This window comes from Blastococcus sp. VKM Ac-2987, from assembly GCF_026967805.1.
Taxonomy (GTDB): Bacteria; Actinomycetota; Actinomycetes; order Mycobacteriales; family Geodermatophilaceae; genus Blastococcus.
The window spans coordinates 162,997-178,529 of sequence record NZ_JAPVBG010000002.1 but is presented as its reverse complement, the minus strand read 5'-3'; the positions used below and the strand labels follow the sequence as shown (position 1 = coordinate 178,529).

Annotated in this window: 15 protein-coding genes; 7 read left to right on the top strand and 8 right to left on the bottom strand. The window is 73.5% G+C overall.

The features are described from left to right. The first annotated feature begins 209 nt into the window (after positions 1-209). Positions 210-1,496: an aminotransferase-like domain-containing protein gene (locus tag O2W17_RS09715; protein WP_269192224.1), complete on the top strand. Its 1,287-nt coding sequence runs from the start codon at positions 210-212 to the stop codon at positions 1,494-1,496. Then, complete coding sequence (locus O2W17_RS09710; protein ID WP_269192223.1) at positions 1,493-2,488, top strand: D-alanine--D-alanine ligase family protein; 996 nt, start codon at positions 1,493-1,495, stop codon at positions 2,486-2,488. The genes O2W17_RS09715 and O2W17_RS09710 overlap by 4 nt, the downstream gene beginning before the upstream one ends. 72 nt (positions 2,489-2,560) lie before the next feature. Here O2W17_RS09710 and O2W17_RS09705 read toward each other — a convergent pair whose 3' ends face one another. The 8 genes from O2W17_RS09705 to rpmH all read right to left on the bottom strand — a co-directional run bounded on the left by O2W17_RS09705 (position 2,561) and on the right by rpmH (position 8,179). Beyond that, complete coding sequence (locus O2W17_RS09705; protein WP_269192222.1) at positions 2,561-3,625, bottom strand: ParB/RepB/Spo0J family partition protein; 1,065 nt, start codon at positions 3,623-3,625, stop codon at positions 2,561-2,563. 25 nt (positions 3,626-3,650) lie between these two features. Continuing rightward, a complete protein-coding gene (locus O2W17_RS09700; protein WP_331254285.1) occupies positions 3,651-4,706 on the bottom strand; it encodes a ParA family protein in 1,056 nt (351 codons plus the stop codon). A gap of 94 nt (positions 4,707-4,800) precedes the next feature. Beyond that, positions 4,801-5,493 carry a 16S rRNA (guanine(527)-N(7))-methyltransferase RsmG gene (gene rsmG / locus O2W17_RS09695; protein WP_269192221.1) on the bottom strand — a complete coding sequence of 231 codons (693 nt, stop codon included), beginning with the start codon at positions 5,491-5,493 and terminating at the stop codon, positions 4,801-4,803. Continuing rightward, the gene (locus tag O2W17_RS09690; protein ID WP_269192220.1) at positions 5,490-6,083 is read right to left on the bottom strand and encodes a Jag family protein; all 594 of its coding nucleotides are present in this window, start codon (positions 6,081-6,083) and stop codon (positions 5,490-5,492) included. Before O2W17_RS09690 ends, rsmG begins: the two co-directional genes overlap by 4 nt. An 88-nt stretch (positions 6,084-6,171) precedes the next feature. After that, positions 6,172-7,281 carry a membrane protein insertase YidC gene (gene yidC, locus O2W17_RS09685; RefSeq protein ID WP_269192219.1) on the bottom strand — a complete coding sequence of 370 codons (1,110 nt, stop codon included), beginning with the start codon at positions 7,279-7,281 and terminating at the stop codon, positions 6,172-6,174. Continuing rightward, a complete protein-coding gene (gene yidD, locus O2W17_RS09680; protein WP_269192218.1) occupies positions 7,274-7,663 on the bottom strand; it encodes a membrane protein insertion efficiency factor YidD in 390 nt (129 codons plus the stop codon). The genes yidC and yidD overlap by 8 nt, the downstream gene beginning before the upstream one ends. Next, entirely contained in the window at positions 7,660-8,040 is a 381-nt protein-coding gene (rnpA, locus tag O2W17_RS09675) for a ribonuclease P protein component (RefSeq protein ID WP_269192217.1), read from the bottom strand. The genes yidD and rnpA overlap by 4 nt, the downstream gene beginning before the upstream one ends. Position 8,041: 1 nt before the next feature. Next, a complete protein-coding gene (gene rpmH, locus O2W17_RS09670) occupies positions 8,042-8,179 on the bottom strand; it encodes a 50S ribosomal protein L34 (protein ID WP_091930872.1) in 138 nt (45 codons plus the stop codon). 692 nt (positions 8,180-8,871) lie between these two features. Here rpmH and dnaA point away from each other — a divergent pair. From dnaA to O2W17_RS09645, 5 genes are all read left to right on the top strand, one after another. Then, positions 8,872-10,635 (top strand): chromosomal replication initiator protein DnaA, encoded by a 1,764-nt coding sequence (gene dnaA, locus O2W17_RS09665; RefSeq protein WP_269192216.1) that lies wholly within the window; start codon positions 8,872-8,874, stop codon positions 10,633-10,635. 913 nt (positions 10,636-11,548) lie between these two features. After that, a complete protein-coding gene (gene dnaN, locus O2W17_RS09660) occupies positions 11,549-12,706 on the top strand; it encodes a DNA polymerase III subunit beta (RefSeq protein WP_269192215.1) in 1,158 nt (385 codons plus the stop codon). Positions 12,707-12,816: 110 nt separating this feature from the next. Next, positions 12,817-13,749: a phosphogluconate dehydrogenase (NAD(+)-dependent, decarboxylating) gene (gene gnd, locus O2W17_RS09655; RefSeq protein ID WP_269192214.1), complete on the top strand. Its 933-nt coding sequence runs from the start codon at positions 12,817-12,819 to the stop codon at positions 13,747-13,749. Positions 13,750-13,837: 88 nt separating this feature from the next. Then, positions 13,838-15,016, top strand: a complete 1,179-nt coding sequence (gene recF, locus O2W17_RS09650; RefSeq protein ID WP_269192213.1) for a DNA replication/repair protein RecF — start codon at positions 13,838-13,840, stop codon at positions 15,014-15,016. Continuing rightward, complete coding sequence (locus O2W17_RS09645) at positions 15,013-15,513, top strand: DUF721 domain-containing protein (RefSeq protein WP_269192212.1); 501 nt, start codon at positions 15,013-15,015, stop codon at positions 15,511-15,513. Before recF ends, O2W17_RS09645 begins: the two co-directional genes overlap by 4 nt. The last annotated feature ends 20 nt before the right edge of the window (positions 15,514-15,533 follow it).

The following is a 15,533-nucleotide window of genomic DNA, read 5'->3' as shown; positions in this document are numbered from 1 at the left end:
CCCCGTGACTGAACAGTCCGTCCTCTGACGTGTTGCGCGCGGCCGGTCGGCCGGGGCCGCCTAGACTCTCCAAGGTGGCCACCCTCCCGCCCGGCACGCCTGCCGGTCCCGGACAGCAGGGGGCGCACCCTGGTGCGCACCCCCATCCCGCGCCGCGGCATCCGCGGCTCGACCCGCTGGCCGACCGGTACGCAGCACGCACGCACGGGATGAAGAGCTCGGAGATCCGGGCGCTGTTCTCCGTGGTGAGCCGTCCCGAGGTGGTCTCCCTCGCCGGCGGCATGCCCGCCGTCACCGCCCTCCCGCTGGACGCCGTCGGCTCGATGATCGGCGACCTGGTCTCAGGGATGGGCGCGCAGACGCTGCAGTACGGCTCGGGTCAGGGCGACCCGCGGCTGCGCGAGCGGATCTGCGACGTCATGGCGCTCGAGGGCATCACCGACGCCTCACCCAGCGAGGTCGTCGTCACCGTGGGCTCCCAGCAGGGCCTCGACCTGGTCACCCGTGTCTTCTGCGACCCGGGCGACGTCATCCTCGCCGAGGGTCCGTCCTACGTGGGGGCTCTCGGCGTCTTCCAGGCCGCCCAGGCGCGCGTCCGGCACGTGGCCATGGACGACGACGGGCTGGTCCCCGAGGCCCTCGAGGAGGCGCTGGTCGCCTGCCGCGCCGCCGGCGACCGGGTGAAGTTCCTCTACACGGTGCCCAACTTCCACAACCCGGCCGGCGTCACGCTCTCCGAGCCGCGCCGCGAGGCGATCATGGCGATCGCCGAGCGCTGGGACCTGCTCATCATCGAGGACAACCCCTACGGGCTGCTGGGCTTCGAGCAGGAGCCGATGCGCGCGCTGCGCGCGCGGGACGCCCAGCGGGTCATCTACCTCGGCTCGTTCTCCAAGACCTTCTCCCCGGGGCTGCGCGTCGGCTGGGTCCTCGCCCCGCTGGCGGTCCGCGAGAAGCTGGTCCTGGCCACCGAGGCGCAGGTCCTCTGCCCGCCGTCGCTGACCCAGTACGCGGTCGCCCGCTACCTGGACACCCAACCCTGGCGGGAGCAGATCAAGCTGTTCGCCGAGCTGTACCGCGAGCGACGGGACGCCTGCCTGGAGTCCCTCGAGGCGATGATGCCGGCCGGCACCACCTGGACCCACCCGTACGGCGGGTTCTACGTCTGGCTGAAGCTGCCCGCCGGTCTCGACGCCAAGCTCATGCAGCCCCGCGCCGTGGGGTCGCTGGTGGCCTACGTGCCGGGGATCGGGTTCTACGCCGATGGCAGCGGCCAGGAGTACATGCGGCTGTCCTACTGCTACCCGGAGCCGGACCAGATCCGCGAAGGGGTGCGCCGCCTGGCGCGCGTCATCGAGGCCGAACTGGACCTGCACGCCACCTTCGACAAGGTCGACACCGGGACGTTCCGGGCCGTCCGGGCCGGTTCCGGCCACGACGCCGAGTCCATGGTCGGACCGGCCAACAGCGACCGATTCGAGGACGGCCGAGCATGACCGAGTCCGCCGCCGCGCCGGCACCGGCACCGGACACCCCGCCGGATCCGCTGCGCGCCGTCGTCCTCGCCGGTGGGCTGACGTTCGAGCGCGAGGTCAGCCTCTCCTCGGGCACCCAGGTCGTCGAGGAGCTGACCCGCGCCGGGCTGGACGCGGAGCTGCGGGACGCCGACGCGGAGCTGCTGCCCGGCCTTGCCGCCGCACCCGCCGACGCGGTCTTCATCGCCCTGCACGGTGCCACCGGTGAGGACGGCGCCCTGCGGGCCGTCCTCGACCTGGCGGGGGTGCCCTACGTGGGCTCCCCTGCGGCCGCCTGCCGCCTCGCCTGGGACAAGCCCGCCGCCAAGTCGGTGATCCGGACGGCCGGGGTGACGACGCCGGACTGGGTCGCGCTCCCGCACAGCACCTTCCGCGAGCTCGGCGCCGGCGCGGTCCTGGACCTGATGGTCGCCCGGCTGGGCCTGCCGCTCATGGTGAAGCCGGCCTCCGGCGGCTCCGCCCTGGGCGTGCAGAAGGTCGACCGGGTCGAGGATCTCCCCGCCGCCATGGTGAGCTGCTTCGCCTACGGCGACACCGTCATGGTCGAGCGCTTCGTCGAGGGGGTGGAGGTGGCCCTGGCCGTCATCGACCTCGGCGACGGGCCGGAGGCGCTGCCCGCGGTCGAGATCGAGCCGGAGTCGGGCGTCTTCGACTACACCTCCCGGTACACCCCGGGGCTCACCGAGTACCACGCGCCGGCGCGCATCCCCGACGACGCCGCTGCCCGCGCCGCCGACGTGGCCGTCCGGGTGCACGAGGTCCTCGGGCTGGCCGACCTCTCCCGCACCGACGCGATCATCACGCCGGACGGCGACGTCCACTTCCTGGAGGTGAACGTCTCGCCGGGGCTCACCGAGACCTCCATGTTCCCCATGGCGGTGGAGGCAGCCGGTTACGAGCTCGGCGACGTCCTGGCCCGGCTGCTGGCCCGCCGGGCAGGAGTCGGCGGCTGATCCGGGCGATCACACGTGTAAGGCCCCTTACGTCAGTGACGTAAGGGGCCTTACTCGCGTGGTCGGAGGTTCTCAGACCTCCGGACGCCGTCCGGTGATCTCCGGGGCCATGACGCCGATGATCCGCTGGAGGTCGTCCACCGATCCGAACTCGACGACGATCTTGCCCTTGGCCCGGCCGATCTGGATCTTCACGTTCGTCTCGAACATGTCGGACAGGCGCGACCCCAGCTCCTCGACCCCGGGGGCGCTGATGTTGCGCGCGCGGCGCTTGGCCGTCGGCTGCTCGGCCGCCGCCATGGCCACGGCCTCCTCCGTCGCGCGCACCGACATCCCCTCGGCGACGATGCGGGTGGCCAGCGCATCCTGGGCCTCGGCGTCCGGCAGCCCGAGCAGCGCCCGCGCGTGACCCGCGGAGATGACGCCGGCGGCGACCCGGGTCTGCACCTTCACCGGCAGCTTCATCAGCCGGATCGTGTTGGTGACCTGCGAGCGGCTCCGGCCGATCCGCTGGGCGAGCTCCTCGTGCGTCGCCCCGAACTCCTCGAGCAGCTGCTGGTAGGCGGCGGCCTCCTCGAGCGGGTTCAGCTGGACGCGGTGGATGTTCTCCAGCAGGGCGTCCCGCAGCATGGCGTCGTCGGTGGTGTCGCGGACGATCGCCGGGACGCTCTCCAGCCCGGCCGCGCGCGATGCGCGCAGCCGGCGCTCGCCCATGATGAGCTCGTACCGGCCGTCGCCGGCCTCGCGGACGACGATCGGCTGCAGGAGGCCGAACTCCCGGACGCTGTGGGCCAGCTCCTCGAGCGCTTCGTCGTCGAACACCTGCCGCGGCTGCTTGGGGTTCGGGACGACGTCCTCGACCGCGACCTCGCGCAGCTGGGCGCCGGGCACGCCGACCGCGGCGGTCCCCGGGGCGGCCACGGGTGCGGGGACCAGGCTCACCGGCGAGGCCGGGGTCCCGGGCACCGGCCGGCCCGAGCCGTCCGCCGCGGAGCCGTCCGCGGCGGACCCGCCCGGCTGCGCCTCGGGCCGGGCAGCGTGCTCGGCCGGCTGCGGAGCGGGCGGGGCAGTTGTCGGGGGCGGCCCGGTAGGGATCAGGGCCGCCAGCCCGCGTCCCAGGCCGCCTCGCTTCGTCATGACTGCTCCTCGCTGGCAGTGGTGCTCACTGGGAATCCTGGGTGCGGAAGGGGACCGCCGTCTCGCCGAAGGCGAGGGCGCCGACCGGGGTGGCCCCGTTGCTGCCGGCTCCGCTGTCGAGCGGCTGCAGAGCGGCTCCGCGCTGGGCCAGCTCGCGCGCCGCCTCGACGTAGCTGGTCGACCCGCGGGACCCCGGGTCGTAAGTGAGCACGGACTGCCCGTAGCCCGGCGCCTCGGAGACGCGGACGTTCCGGGGGATCACCGCGTTGAGGACGAGCTCGCCGAAGTGGTTCCGGACCTCGTCGGCCACCTGGTCGGCGAGCTTGGTCCGCCCGTCGTACATCGTCAGGAGGATGGTCCGCACCGCGATCCCCGGGTTGAGGTGCTGGCGGACCAGGTCGATGTTGTTGAGCAGCTGGCCCAGCCCCTCGAGCGCGTAGTACTCGCACTGGATGGGGATGAGCACCTCGTCGCCCGCCACCAGGGCGTTGAGCGTGAGCAGCCCCAGCGACGGCGGGCAGTCGATGAGCACGTAGTGCGGCCGGCGCTCCTGCGGGAGGGCCGCGACGTAGGCCTCGATCGCGCGGCGCAGCCGGTGCTCGCGGGCGACGACCGAGACGAGCTCGATCTCCGCGCCGGCCAGGTCGATGGTCGCGGGGACGCACAGCAGGTTCGGGCTGGCCGTCGTCGGGTGCACGACCTCCGACAGCGTGCTGTCGCCGACGAGGGCGTCGTAGATGCTCGGCGTGCCCACGGTGTGCTCCACCCCGAGGGCGGTGCTGGTGTTCCCCTGGGGGTCGAGGTCGATCACCAGGGTCCGCAGCCCGTAGAGCGCGAGCGCCACCCCGAGGTTGACCGTGGACGTGGTCTTGCCGACCCCGCCCTTCTGGTTGGCGATGGTGATGACCCTGATCCGGCCGGGTGCCGGGAAGGGCTCCTGGTCGGCGGCGTGGAGGACGCGCGTGGCACGCAGCGCCTCCATCGCGATCGGGCTGTCGAAGTCCGCCAGGCTCCCGGAGGACGGCGCCGACGACTGGTCTGCGGCGAGGTTGCTGCGCAGCCGCTCGCCCGGGTCGGTCATCGCGAGTCCTTCCTCTGCCGCTGGCGTTTCACGTGGAACGGGTCGGGTACCGGCACCTGTTCCACGTGGAACAGGACTCCGCGCGAGGAGACTGTCACCGTTCTCCACGCGTCATGACCACCACGGTAGTGGCAGCGTCTCCCAGGGACGCACCGACGGCACGCGCCTCGATGTCGCGCATCCCCGCAGCCCGGAGTTCCGGCAACAGGCCGGGGAGCTCCTCCAGGGCCCGCGCACCGACGAGGGCCACCAGCTGGGCGCCCGGGCGGAGCAGGCCGCGGCACCAGCCCACGAGCCGGGGGAGCGGTGCGACCGCCCGCGCGGTGACCACGTCCACCCGGCCGACGGCCGTGACGACGCCCCGGTCCTCGGCACGCCCCCGCACGACCCGCCACGTCGACGTACCTGCGAGGTCCGCCACCGCCTCCTCGAGGAACTCCACCCGGCGGGCCATCGGCTCCACCAGCGTCAGCTCGACGTCCGGCCGGGCCAGGCCCAGCGGGATCCCCGGCAGCCCCGCCCCGCTGCCGACGTCGACGACGCGGGCGCCCGGCGGTACTGCCTCGGCCACCGCCGCGCTGTTGAGCACGTGCCGCTCCCACAGCCGGGACACCTCCCGCGGACCGATCAGCCCGCGGGTGACCCCGTCGGTGGCGAGCCGGGCCACGTACCGCTGGGCCGCCGGCAACGCACTGCCGAAGACGCCGGCGGCCGCGGCCGGCGGCGCGGGCGGGACCGGTTCCCCGGGACCGGCCTCCGTGCCCGGCGCCGGACGTCCGTCGGTCACTTGTCGGGCAGGACCACGACGCGGCGGTTGGGCTCCTCACCCTCCGACTCGCTGTGCACGCCGGCGACCGACGCGATGACGTCGTGGACGACCTTGCGCTCGAACGGGTTCATCGGGCTCAGCCGCTCCGGCTGGCCGCTGGCGGAGACCCGGCGCGCGGTCTCGCCGGCGAGGGCGGTGAGGTCGGCCCGTCGCTTGGCCCGGTAGCCGCCGACGTCGAGCATCAGCCGGCTGCGGACACCCGTCGACTGGGCGACGGCGAGCCGGGTCAGCTCCTGCAGCGCCTCGAGGGTGGCGCCGTCGGGGCCGATCAGGTCTGTGAGCCGGCCGCCGACGATGGCGACCGACGCACGGTCGCCCTCCACGTCGAGATCGATGTCGCCGTCGACGTCGAGGATGTCGAGGAGGCGCTCCAGGTAGTCACCGGCCACGTCCCCCTCACGGACCAGCAGGTCGTCACCGGACCCACCGGCCCCACCCGCCTCACGCGTCTCGACGTCGACGGGCTCCACGACGGCGTCGTCGCTCGCCGGGTCGGCGTCGGGCAGGGCGGGCGGGTTGTCTGTCACGGGCTGCTGCGGAGCACTCACGGGTGTTCCTCCCAGTTCGGTGCGGCGGCCGGGTGTCCCCGGTGGTCGGTGTGCCGGACGTGCCGGCGGGGGAGCGGTCGAGCGGTGGTCAGCGACGCTTCCGCTTGCCTCGGTTGGCCGGGCCCTGACCGGAGCCGGGGCGGGACCCGCCACCGGCGCGGGGCGTCCCGTTGGCCGAGCCGCCGGACGCGGGCCCCGCGCCGTTGCTCCCGGCCGTCGGCGACCCGTCCGCTCCGGACGCCGTCCTGCCCGACGCCGTGCTGCCGCTCGCCTCGGCGGTAGGGGTGGCCGGGGGCGCGCTGGGCCGGCCCTGCTTCGGGCGGACCGGCTTGGCGCCGGGCTTGGGCGCGAGCGTGCGCGGGTCGACCACCGGCTTGCCCTCCGCGGCCTTGGCCTTGGCGGCGTCGGAACCGGGGGGCGGCATCTTGCGCAGGATGAAGAACTGCTGGCCCAGCGTCCAGAGGTTGTTGACCATCCAGTAGATGAGGACGCCGATGGGGAAGATGAAGCCGGAGACGAAGAGGCTGATCGGGACGCCGTAGAGCATCAGCTTCTGGATCATGGCGGCCTGACCCTCGACCGGGCCCGAGCGCGACATGATCTGCTTCTGCGTGAAGTACGTCGTGAAGACCATGACCAGGATCAGCGCGAAGGCGACGACCCGGATCGTGGTGTAGCTGGCGATCTCCAGGATCGCCTGCTCCTTGGGCCCGCTCATGTTGAACGAGGCGGAGATCGGGGCGCCGAAGAGCTTGGCCCGGGCGGCCTGGTCGGTCAGCTCGTCCGACCACGAGTACAGGCCCTGCTTGTCCGGCGCCAGCCGGCGCAGCACGTGGAAGAGCGAGAGGAAGATCGGGATCTGCGGCAGGATCGGCAGGCAGCCGGCCAGCGGGTTGACCCCGCGCTCCTTCTGGAGCTGCTGCATCGCGACGGCCATCCCCTGGCGGTCGCTGCCGTACTGCTTGCGCAGCTTGGCGATCTCCGGCTGCAGCTCCTGCATCGCCCGCTGAGACTTCACCTGCTTCACGAACAGCGGGAAGAGGATCAGCCGGATCGTGACGACCAGGAACACGATCGCCAGGACCCAGGTGAGCCCGGACAGACCGGACTCGGCCGGCGGGTCGCCGAAGACGGTGTTCCACAGCGAGTGCCACCGGGCCATCACCCAGGAGATGGCGGTGTACAGCCAGTCAAGCAACGGAGGACTCCTCCTGCGGGGTCCGGCACGCGGCCGGCGGGGTGGCCTCGCGGCCGGGGTCATCGGACGGCGCACCCGGAGGGCGTGCCGCTGTGCTGGACGAGCGGGCGCCCGTCGCGGTTCCGCGCTGCTCGCTCACCGGCGGGACGAAGTCGACGCCCCCGGGGTGCCAGGGGGCGCACTTGAGCAGCCGCACGAGAGCGAGCCAGGTGCCGCGGCCCGCGCCGTGCCGGGCCACGGCCTCGGCCGCGTAGGCGCTGCAGGTCGGGTAGAACCGGCAACGCGGGGGCAGCGCCGGGCTGATGGCGCGGGAGTAGAAGCCCACCGCCCGCAGCAGCAGCCGGGCGACGGGGGAGTGCGACGTGGCGCGGGAAGCGTTCACCGCGGACGCGCCCGGTCGCCCAGCAACCGGTCCAGGCCCACGGCCAGGTCGCGGTGCAGCACGGCGGAGTCCGCCGCGGCGGCCTCCGGACGGGCACGGACCACGAGGTCCGCCCCGGGCGGCAGCCGGTCCAGCTCGGCTCGGACGACGGCGCGCAGGCGACGGGTCACCCGGTGGCGGACCACCGAGTTGCCCACGCTCCTGCCCACCACGAAACCGGCCCGCGCAGCGACCGGCGACGCGGGGTCGCCGGCCGGCTGCTCGGGCCGTTCGGGGAGGAGGTGCAGCACCATGGTCGGCCGCCCGGCGCGGCGGCCGGAACGGACGACCGCGGTGAAATCCGGGCGCCGGCGCAGGCGTGCCTGCGCAGGCAGCACGTCAGGCGGAGAGCTTCTCGCGGCCCTTGCGCCGGCGGGTGGCGAGGATCGCCCGGCCCGCGCGGGTCCGCATGCGCAGCCGGAAGCCGTGTGTCTTGGACCGGCGACGGTTGTTCGGCTGGAACGTGCGCTTGCTCACGAGGTACTCCCACTACACGGCATCGGCGGTGCGACCCCGTCGGTGGACGGGGACGCGCAGGGTGTCGGGTCGGCGCGACGGCCACCCCCGGCACCCCGGAAGCTGGCACTGCGGAGCGCCGGACCGGTACCCGACCGTGCAGGCGCGCTGCAGCGGCCGGGAACGGGCAGACCCGTCCACAGACTCCGGCCAGCATAGCCGAGGACCGGTCGTCGCCGGTGAGCGACCGCCCATGATGGCCCGGCCGGTCCGCCGGCGGTCCCCCGGCGCGCCGGGGGCCGGGCGCCATCGAGGGACGGCCGCCGGCCACCTGCCGGGCGCCCGTCGGCCACCGCGGCGTTGCCGGGCTGTGGATGGGGCTGTTAGCGTCGCCGTCGCTCCGCGTCGGGCGTCAGGGTCACGGCGCGCGGGCCGACCCCGTCGGTCGACCGACCGCCGAGCCACTCCTCCAGCCGCCCGATCCCGGCCGTGACCAGCGAATCTGCTGCACCGGCCGACGTCCCGTGCGGAGCCGGCACACGATTCCGCCGGCCGTGCACAGCCTGTGGACACCGATGTGGACCACATGCGTTCGTGTGTCCACAGCCGGGGCATCCACCGGTGGACGGACCGCCGGCGCGGGGAGACGGGCACGGCAGGTGCCGGGCACCGGGAGCGGCCGCGGGGTCGACTGCATGGGAGGACGACACGGCATGGCCGATGCCACGCTGGACCTGGCCACGGTCTGGGACCAGATCCGGGAACGACTCGCGACCAGCCTGTCCCCGCAGCAGAACGCGATGCTGAACCTCACCCGGCCCCTGGGCCTGGTCGAGGACACCGCCGTGCTCGCCGCGCCCAACGAGTTCACCCAGACGGTGCTGGAATCGCGCATGCGACGAGTGCTCGCCGAGGCGCTGTCCGAGCAGTTCGGCCGCGACATCCGCGTCGCCGTCCAGCTCGAGGACGCGCCCCCCGCGCCCCCGGCCGACAGCCGCGACGACGAACCGGTCCGCCGGCCGTGGTCGGCGGCCGAGGCGCAGCGGGCGGAGGAGGACCGCGCCACCCGCGACCGCGCCGACGACGGTCGCAGCGCGTTCGGGGTCCGCACCGACGTCGTCGGGACCGCGGCCCCCTGGGACCGCGACGCCACGGCCGAACGCCCCGCGCCCTCGGACTTCCCCGAGGTCCGCGAGCTGCACCCCGCCGACGGGCCGCAGCGACCCCCCGTGGACCGCGGCGCCCCGGAGGACTGGAGCACCACGACGTGGGGCGCCGGCGGGGCGAGCGGCTCCGGCGGTCGCGACTGGGGCGGCGCCGACGAGCGCAGCGCGGACGTGCTGCCCTTCGACGTCGACGGCCCCGGGGGTGACCAGCGCCGTCCCGGCGCCGGCCCCGCCGGCCGGACGCGCCGTCCCGAGGCCGGCCGCCCCTCCGGGCTCGACCCGGGCCTGAACTCCAAGTACGTCTTCGACAGCTTCGTCATCGGCAACAGCAACCGGTTCGCCCACGCGGCGGCGGTCGCGGTCGCCGAAGCCCCGGCGCGTGCCTACAACCCGCTGTTCATCTACGGCGAGTCCGGGCTCGGCAAGACGCACCTGCTGCACGCGATCGGGCACTACGCGGCGCGGATGTTCCCCAACGTCCGGGTGCGCTACGTCAGCACCGAGGAGTTCACCAACGAGTTCATCAACCTGGTGCACTCCGGCCGGGCGGAGGAGTTCCGCCGCCGGTTCCGCGACATCGACTTCCTGCTGATCGACGACATCCAGTTCCTCGAGCGGGCCGAGCGCACGCAGGAGGAGTTCTTCCACACCTTCAACACGCTGCACAACGCCAGCAAGCAGATCGTGATCACCTCCGACCGTCCGCCGAAGAAGCTGACGACGCTGGAGGACCGGCTGCGCACCCGGTTCGAGTGGGGCCTGATCACCGACGTCCAGGCGCCGGACCTCGAGACCCGCATCGCCATCCTGCGGAAGAAGGCCTGGGGCGAGCGGCTCCAGGTCCCCGACCCGGTGCTGGAGTTCATCGCCAGCAAGGTGCAGACCAACATCCGCGAGCTCGAGGGCGCCCTCATCCGGGTGACCGCCTTCGCCAGCCTCAACAAGCAGCAGGTCGACCTGCCGCTCGCCGAGCTGGTGCTCAAGGACCTGATCAGCGACGAGCAGGGCCCGCAGATCACCGCGGCGATCATCATGGCGGCCACGGCGGAGTACTTCTCCGTGACGATGGAGGAGCTGCAGGGCACCAACCGCAGCCGCACCCTCGTCAACGCCCGGCAGATCGCCATGTACCTCTGCCGCGAGCTCACCGAGCTGTCGCTGCCGCGGATCGGTGCCTCGTTCGGCGGCAAGGACCACACCACGGTCATGCACGCCGTCAAGAAGATCACCAACCTGATGAGCGAGCGTCGGGCCACGTACACCCAGGTCACGGAGCTGACCGCCCGCATCAAGAGCCGCGCCCGGCAATGACATCGCGGTCCTCGGGACCGCACCGAACAGGGCGGTTCGGGCACGTGGCGCGGCTCGGAAGCGGGGCTGTCGGGCGGGGGATCCGGGGCTGCCGGCGGTGACGGTGCGGTGCCGGGGCGGTCACCGTCCGGACGCCTCCCGGTCACCGTCGCGACGTGGTCGACAAGTCGTTGTCCACACCTGTGTGGATCCCTGGGGACGACGGAATCGCCGGATCTCCGCACGATGCGCCGCAGGACGTCGGCGACCGCCGTCGACACATCGAGAAGTTGTCCCCAGGGATGTGCACAGCTGGGGGAAAGTCGTACCGACGCCGTTCCGCGTGGTCCCGGCCCCGCACCGCCGCCGCCCGGGCAGAAGCAGCCCCGATCGCCGTCGCACGTCGCTGACCTGCGCCGATGCCGCGACGGCGCATCCGGCCCCCCGTCACCACCCCGGTGGCCGGCCGCGCCGTGCACACGACCTGGGGACGGACCGGGGAGACGCAGGGGACAGCAGGTGGACCACCGCCGGTCACGGTGCACAACCGTCGATCTGTCCACGTGTCGACAACAGGAAGACGCCGACCACCCACATCCGGCCAACAGCCCCGAACACCCGCTGACCTGCGGGAAGGGGCCCGATCCCCAGCTTCCACACGTGTGATGACGAGGATGAGGGAGTTATCTCGAGAAATTCTTGAACCACACTCTGGGTGGGGACGCTGCGCTCCGGGGCTCCCGGACCGCATCGGGAACGACCGATCAACGACCCACCGAGGGACCGGGGTTTCCCCACCGGGCACTGCAACAGGCACGATGAGCAACGCAGCGGAGCCCTCGCCCCGCAGCAGCACGAACGACGAGCTCCGTGCCGTGCCGACCGCCGCTCCCGGTGGCCGCAGGGACCGGACCGAACATGGGTGGGTCGAGAGATGAAGTTCCGGGTGGCACGTGAGGTGCTCGCCGACGCCGTCGCCTGGACGGCGCGCAGCCTGCCGCCGCGACCGTCGGTGCCGGTGCTGGCGGGCATCCTCCTCGAGGCCGACGGGAACGTGCTGTCGGTCTCCGGTTTCGACTACGAGGTGTCGGCCCGTTCCGAGGTCGACGTCCAGACCAGCGAGAGCGGGCGGGTCCTGGTCCCCGGCCGTCTCCTCGCCGAGATCACCCGTGCGCTGCCGCCGCACCCGGTGGAGATCACCGCCGAGGGCCCGCGGCTGGCCATCACCTGCAGCAACGCGCGGTTCAGCCTGCCGACCCTCCCGGTCGAGGACTACCCGTCGCTGCCGTCCATGCCGTCCGCGGCCGGGATCGTCGACAGCGACGTCTTCGCCGAGGCCGTGGCCCAGGTGGCCGTCGCCGCGGGCCGGGACGACACGCTGCCGATGCTCACCGGCGTGCGGCTGGAGATCGAGGACGACCAGATCACCCTCGCCGCCACCGACCGGTACCGCCTCGCCGTGCGCGAGTTCAGCTGGCGGCCGGGGACCCCGGGGCTGTCGGCCGCGGTGCTCGTCCCCGCCCGCACGCTCGCCGAGGCGGCCAAGACGCTGACCAGTGGCCCGGAGATCACCCTGTCGCTGTCCTCGGGCAACTCCGGCGAGGGCATCCTCGGCCTCTCCGGCAAGGACCGGCAGACCACCACCCGGCTGCTGGACGCCGAGTTCGTCAAGTACCGCGCGATCATGCCCAACGAGTCGCTGGCCAACGCCACGCTGCCGGTGGGACTGTTCACCGACGCCGCCAAGCGGGTGGCCCTGGTCGCCGAGCGGGGCACGCCGCTGCGCTGCGAGTTCACCCCGGGCCAGGTGACCCTGCGGGCCGGCGGCAGCGACGACGAGGGCCAGGCCGAGGAGCGCTGCGACGTCGACTTCGACGGTGAGCCGCTGACCATCGGCTTCAACCCGACGTTCCTGCTCGACGGGCTGGCCGCGGTGCACACCGGCCGGGCGCGGATGGACTTCACCAGCCCGCTCAAGCCCGCCGTGCTGTCGGGCGTCGAGGAGCCGGCCGCCGACGACGACAAACCGGCGCCGGTCGAGCGTCCCGGGAGCTACCGGTACCTGATCATGCCGGTGCGGCTGCCGGGCTGACCGATGACCGGCCCCTGGCTCCTCCGCGGAACCGGGGTCGGCCGCCGGGCGGGAGTCGCCCGGCACGAGCACGATGGATCGCGACCACGACGGCGGAGAGAGGCGGGACCGTGCAGCTGGGGCTGATCGGGCTGGGCAAGATGGGCGGCAACATGGCCGAGCGGCTGCGCCGCGCCGGGCACGAGATCGTGGGATACGACCACGCTCCCGGCAAGCGCGACGTCGACAGCCTGCCCGCACTGATCGAGGCGCTCGAGGCGCCCCGCGTCGTGTGGGTGATGGTGCCCGCGGGTGACCCGACGAAGGCGACGATCAAGGAGCTGGGCGAGCTGCTCAGCCCGGGCGACGTCGTGATCGACGGCGGCAACTCGAAGTACACCGACGACCAGGTGCACGACGTCATGATGCGCGAGAAGGGCATCGGCTACATCGACGCCGGGGTCTCCGGCGGCGTCTGGGGTCTGGAGAACGGCTACGCCCTGATGGTCGGCGGGACGAAGGAGGACGTCGCGAAGGCCCAGCCGATCTTCGACGCCCTCAAGCCGCCGGCACCGCACGACGAGTCCGGGCAGGAGATGCCCGGCGCCGGGTTCGTGCACGCCGGGCCGGTGGGCGCCGGCCACTTCAGCAAGATGGTCCACAACGGCATCGAGTACGCGCTCATGCAGGCCTACGGCGAGGGCTACGAGCTGCTGGCCGCCGTCGACCTCGTCGAGGACGTCCCGGGCGTGATTGCCTCCTGGACGCAGGGCACCGTCATCCGCTCCTGGCTGCTCGACCTGCTGGTCCGGGCGCTGGACGAGGACCCGGAGCTCGACCAGATCAGCGGCTACGCCGAGGACTCCGGCGAGGGCCGCTGGACCGTCGAGCAGGCGATCGAGAACGCCGTCCCCGTGCCGACCATCGCGGCCTCGCTGTTCGCCCGCTTCTCCTCCCGGCAGGAGGACTCCCCGACCATGAAGGCGGTCGCCGCGCTGCGCAACCAGTTCGGCGGGCACTCGGTGCGCGCCGTCCAGGCGCAGGAGGCCGAGCGGCCGGCGTGAGGAAGGACCCCCGTGCCCCCCACCACCCGCAGGCTCGTGCCGGGACCCTGCACGGGGGCCGTTCCACTCACCCACCACGGGTGCTGAGGTGTACCTGAGGCACCTGCAGGTCGGCTCCTTCCGCAGCTGGGACCGGGTGGACCTGGCCCTGGGGCCGGGTCCGACGGTGTTCGTCGGCCGCAACGGCGAGGGCAAGACCAACCTCGTCGAGGCGGTGGGCTACCTCGCGACCATGAGCAGCCACCGGGTCTCCGGTGACGCCCCGCTGGTCGGTCACGGTGCGGCTCAGGCGGTGGTCCGCGCGGCGCTGCGCCGCGGTGACCGGGAGCTGCTCGTCGAGATCGAGATCAACCCGGGCAGGGCGAACCGGGTGCGGGTGAACCGGGCCGCGCTGCCCCGCCCGCGCGAGGTCCTCGGGCTGGTGCGCACGGTGCTGTTCGCGCCGGAGGACCTCTCGCTGATCCGCGGCGACCCCACCGAGCGGCGCCGCTTCCTCGACGAGCTGCTCGCCACCCGGACGCCCCGCCTCGCCGGCGTGCGCAGCGACTACGAGCGGGTGCTCAAGCAGCGCAACGCGCTGCTGAAGACCGCCCGCCTGGCCCGCGGCAAGGCGATGGAGACCCTCGACGTCTGGGACGGGCACCTCACCGACCTCGGCGGCCAGCTGCTGGCCGCCCGGCTCCGGCTGGTGGCCGACCTGGCGCCGCACGTCGCCGAGTCCTACGCCGGCGTCGCCGGGGAGGGTGCTGCGGTGGCGGGCCTGGGTTACAGCTCGACCGTGCCGTCGGCCGGGGACGGCGCCGCGCTGCGGACCGGCGACGAGCTGCCCTCGGCCGCCGAGCTCACCGAGGCGATGCGGGCCCGGGTCGCCGAGCGCCGCGGCGACGAGCTGGACCGGGGCATGACGCTGGTGGGGCCGCACCGCGACGACCTGGTGATCCACCTCGGCCCCGCTCCCGCCAAGGGTTTCGCCAGCCACGGCGAGAGCTGGTCGCTGGCCCTGGCGCTCAAGCTGGCCACCTTCGCGCTGCTCCGGAGCGACGGCGAGGACCCCATCCTCATCCTCGACGACGTCTTCGCCACGCTCGACGCCGAACGGCGGGCCGCCCTCGCCGAGGTCGCACGGTCGGCCGAGCAGACGCTGATCACCGCGGCGGTCATCGACGACGTGCCGGCCGAGCTCCGGGAGACGCGCGTCGAGGTGGGCGGCGGGATGGCGCTGGTCGTGAAAGATGCGATCCCGGTGGGCGAGGGGGGCATGCCATGAGCGACGACCGGCCGGCGCGGCCCAGCGACATCGCGCGCGCCGCCCTGGAGGCCGCCCGCGCGGCCTCCGCCGCGCGACCGAAGCCGACCCGCCGGCGCATCGCCGGCCCGCGGCGCGCCTGGAGCGGGCCCCGGCCGGGCGCCGACGACCCCCAGCCGCTGGGCCGCCTGGTCGACTCGCTGGTCAGCTCGGAGGACTGGTCCTCGCGTACGAAGGTGGGCTCGGTGTTCGGCCGGTGGGACACCATCGTCGGACCGGACATCGCCTCGCACTGCCGGCCGGAGACCCTCACCGAGGGCGAACTGCTCGTCGTCGCCGAGTCCACCGCCTGGGCGACCCAGCTGCGCCTGCTCGCACCGTCGATCCTCGGCAAGCTGCGTGCCCAGGTCGGCGGGGACGTCGTGCGGACGTTGCGCGTTGTCGGTCCGACGGCTCCCAGCTGGAAGAAGGGCCCGCGCTCCGTGCGTGGGCGGGGGCCCCGCGACACCTACGGATGAGGCGCCCGCCGGACGGGCCG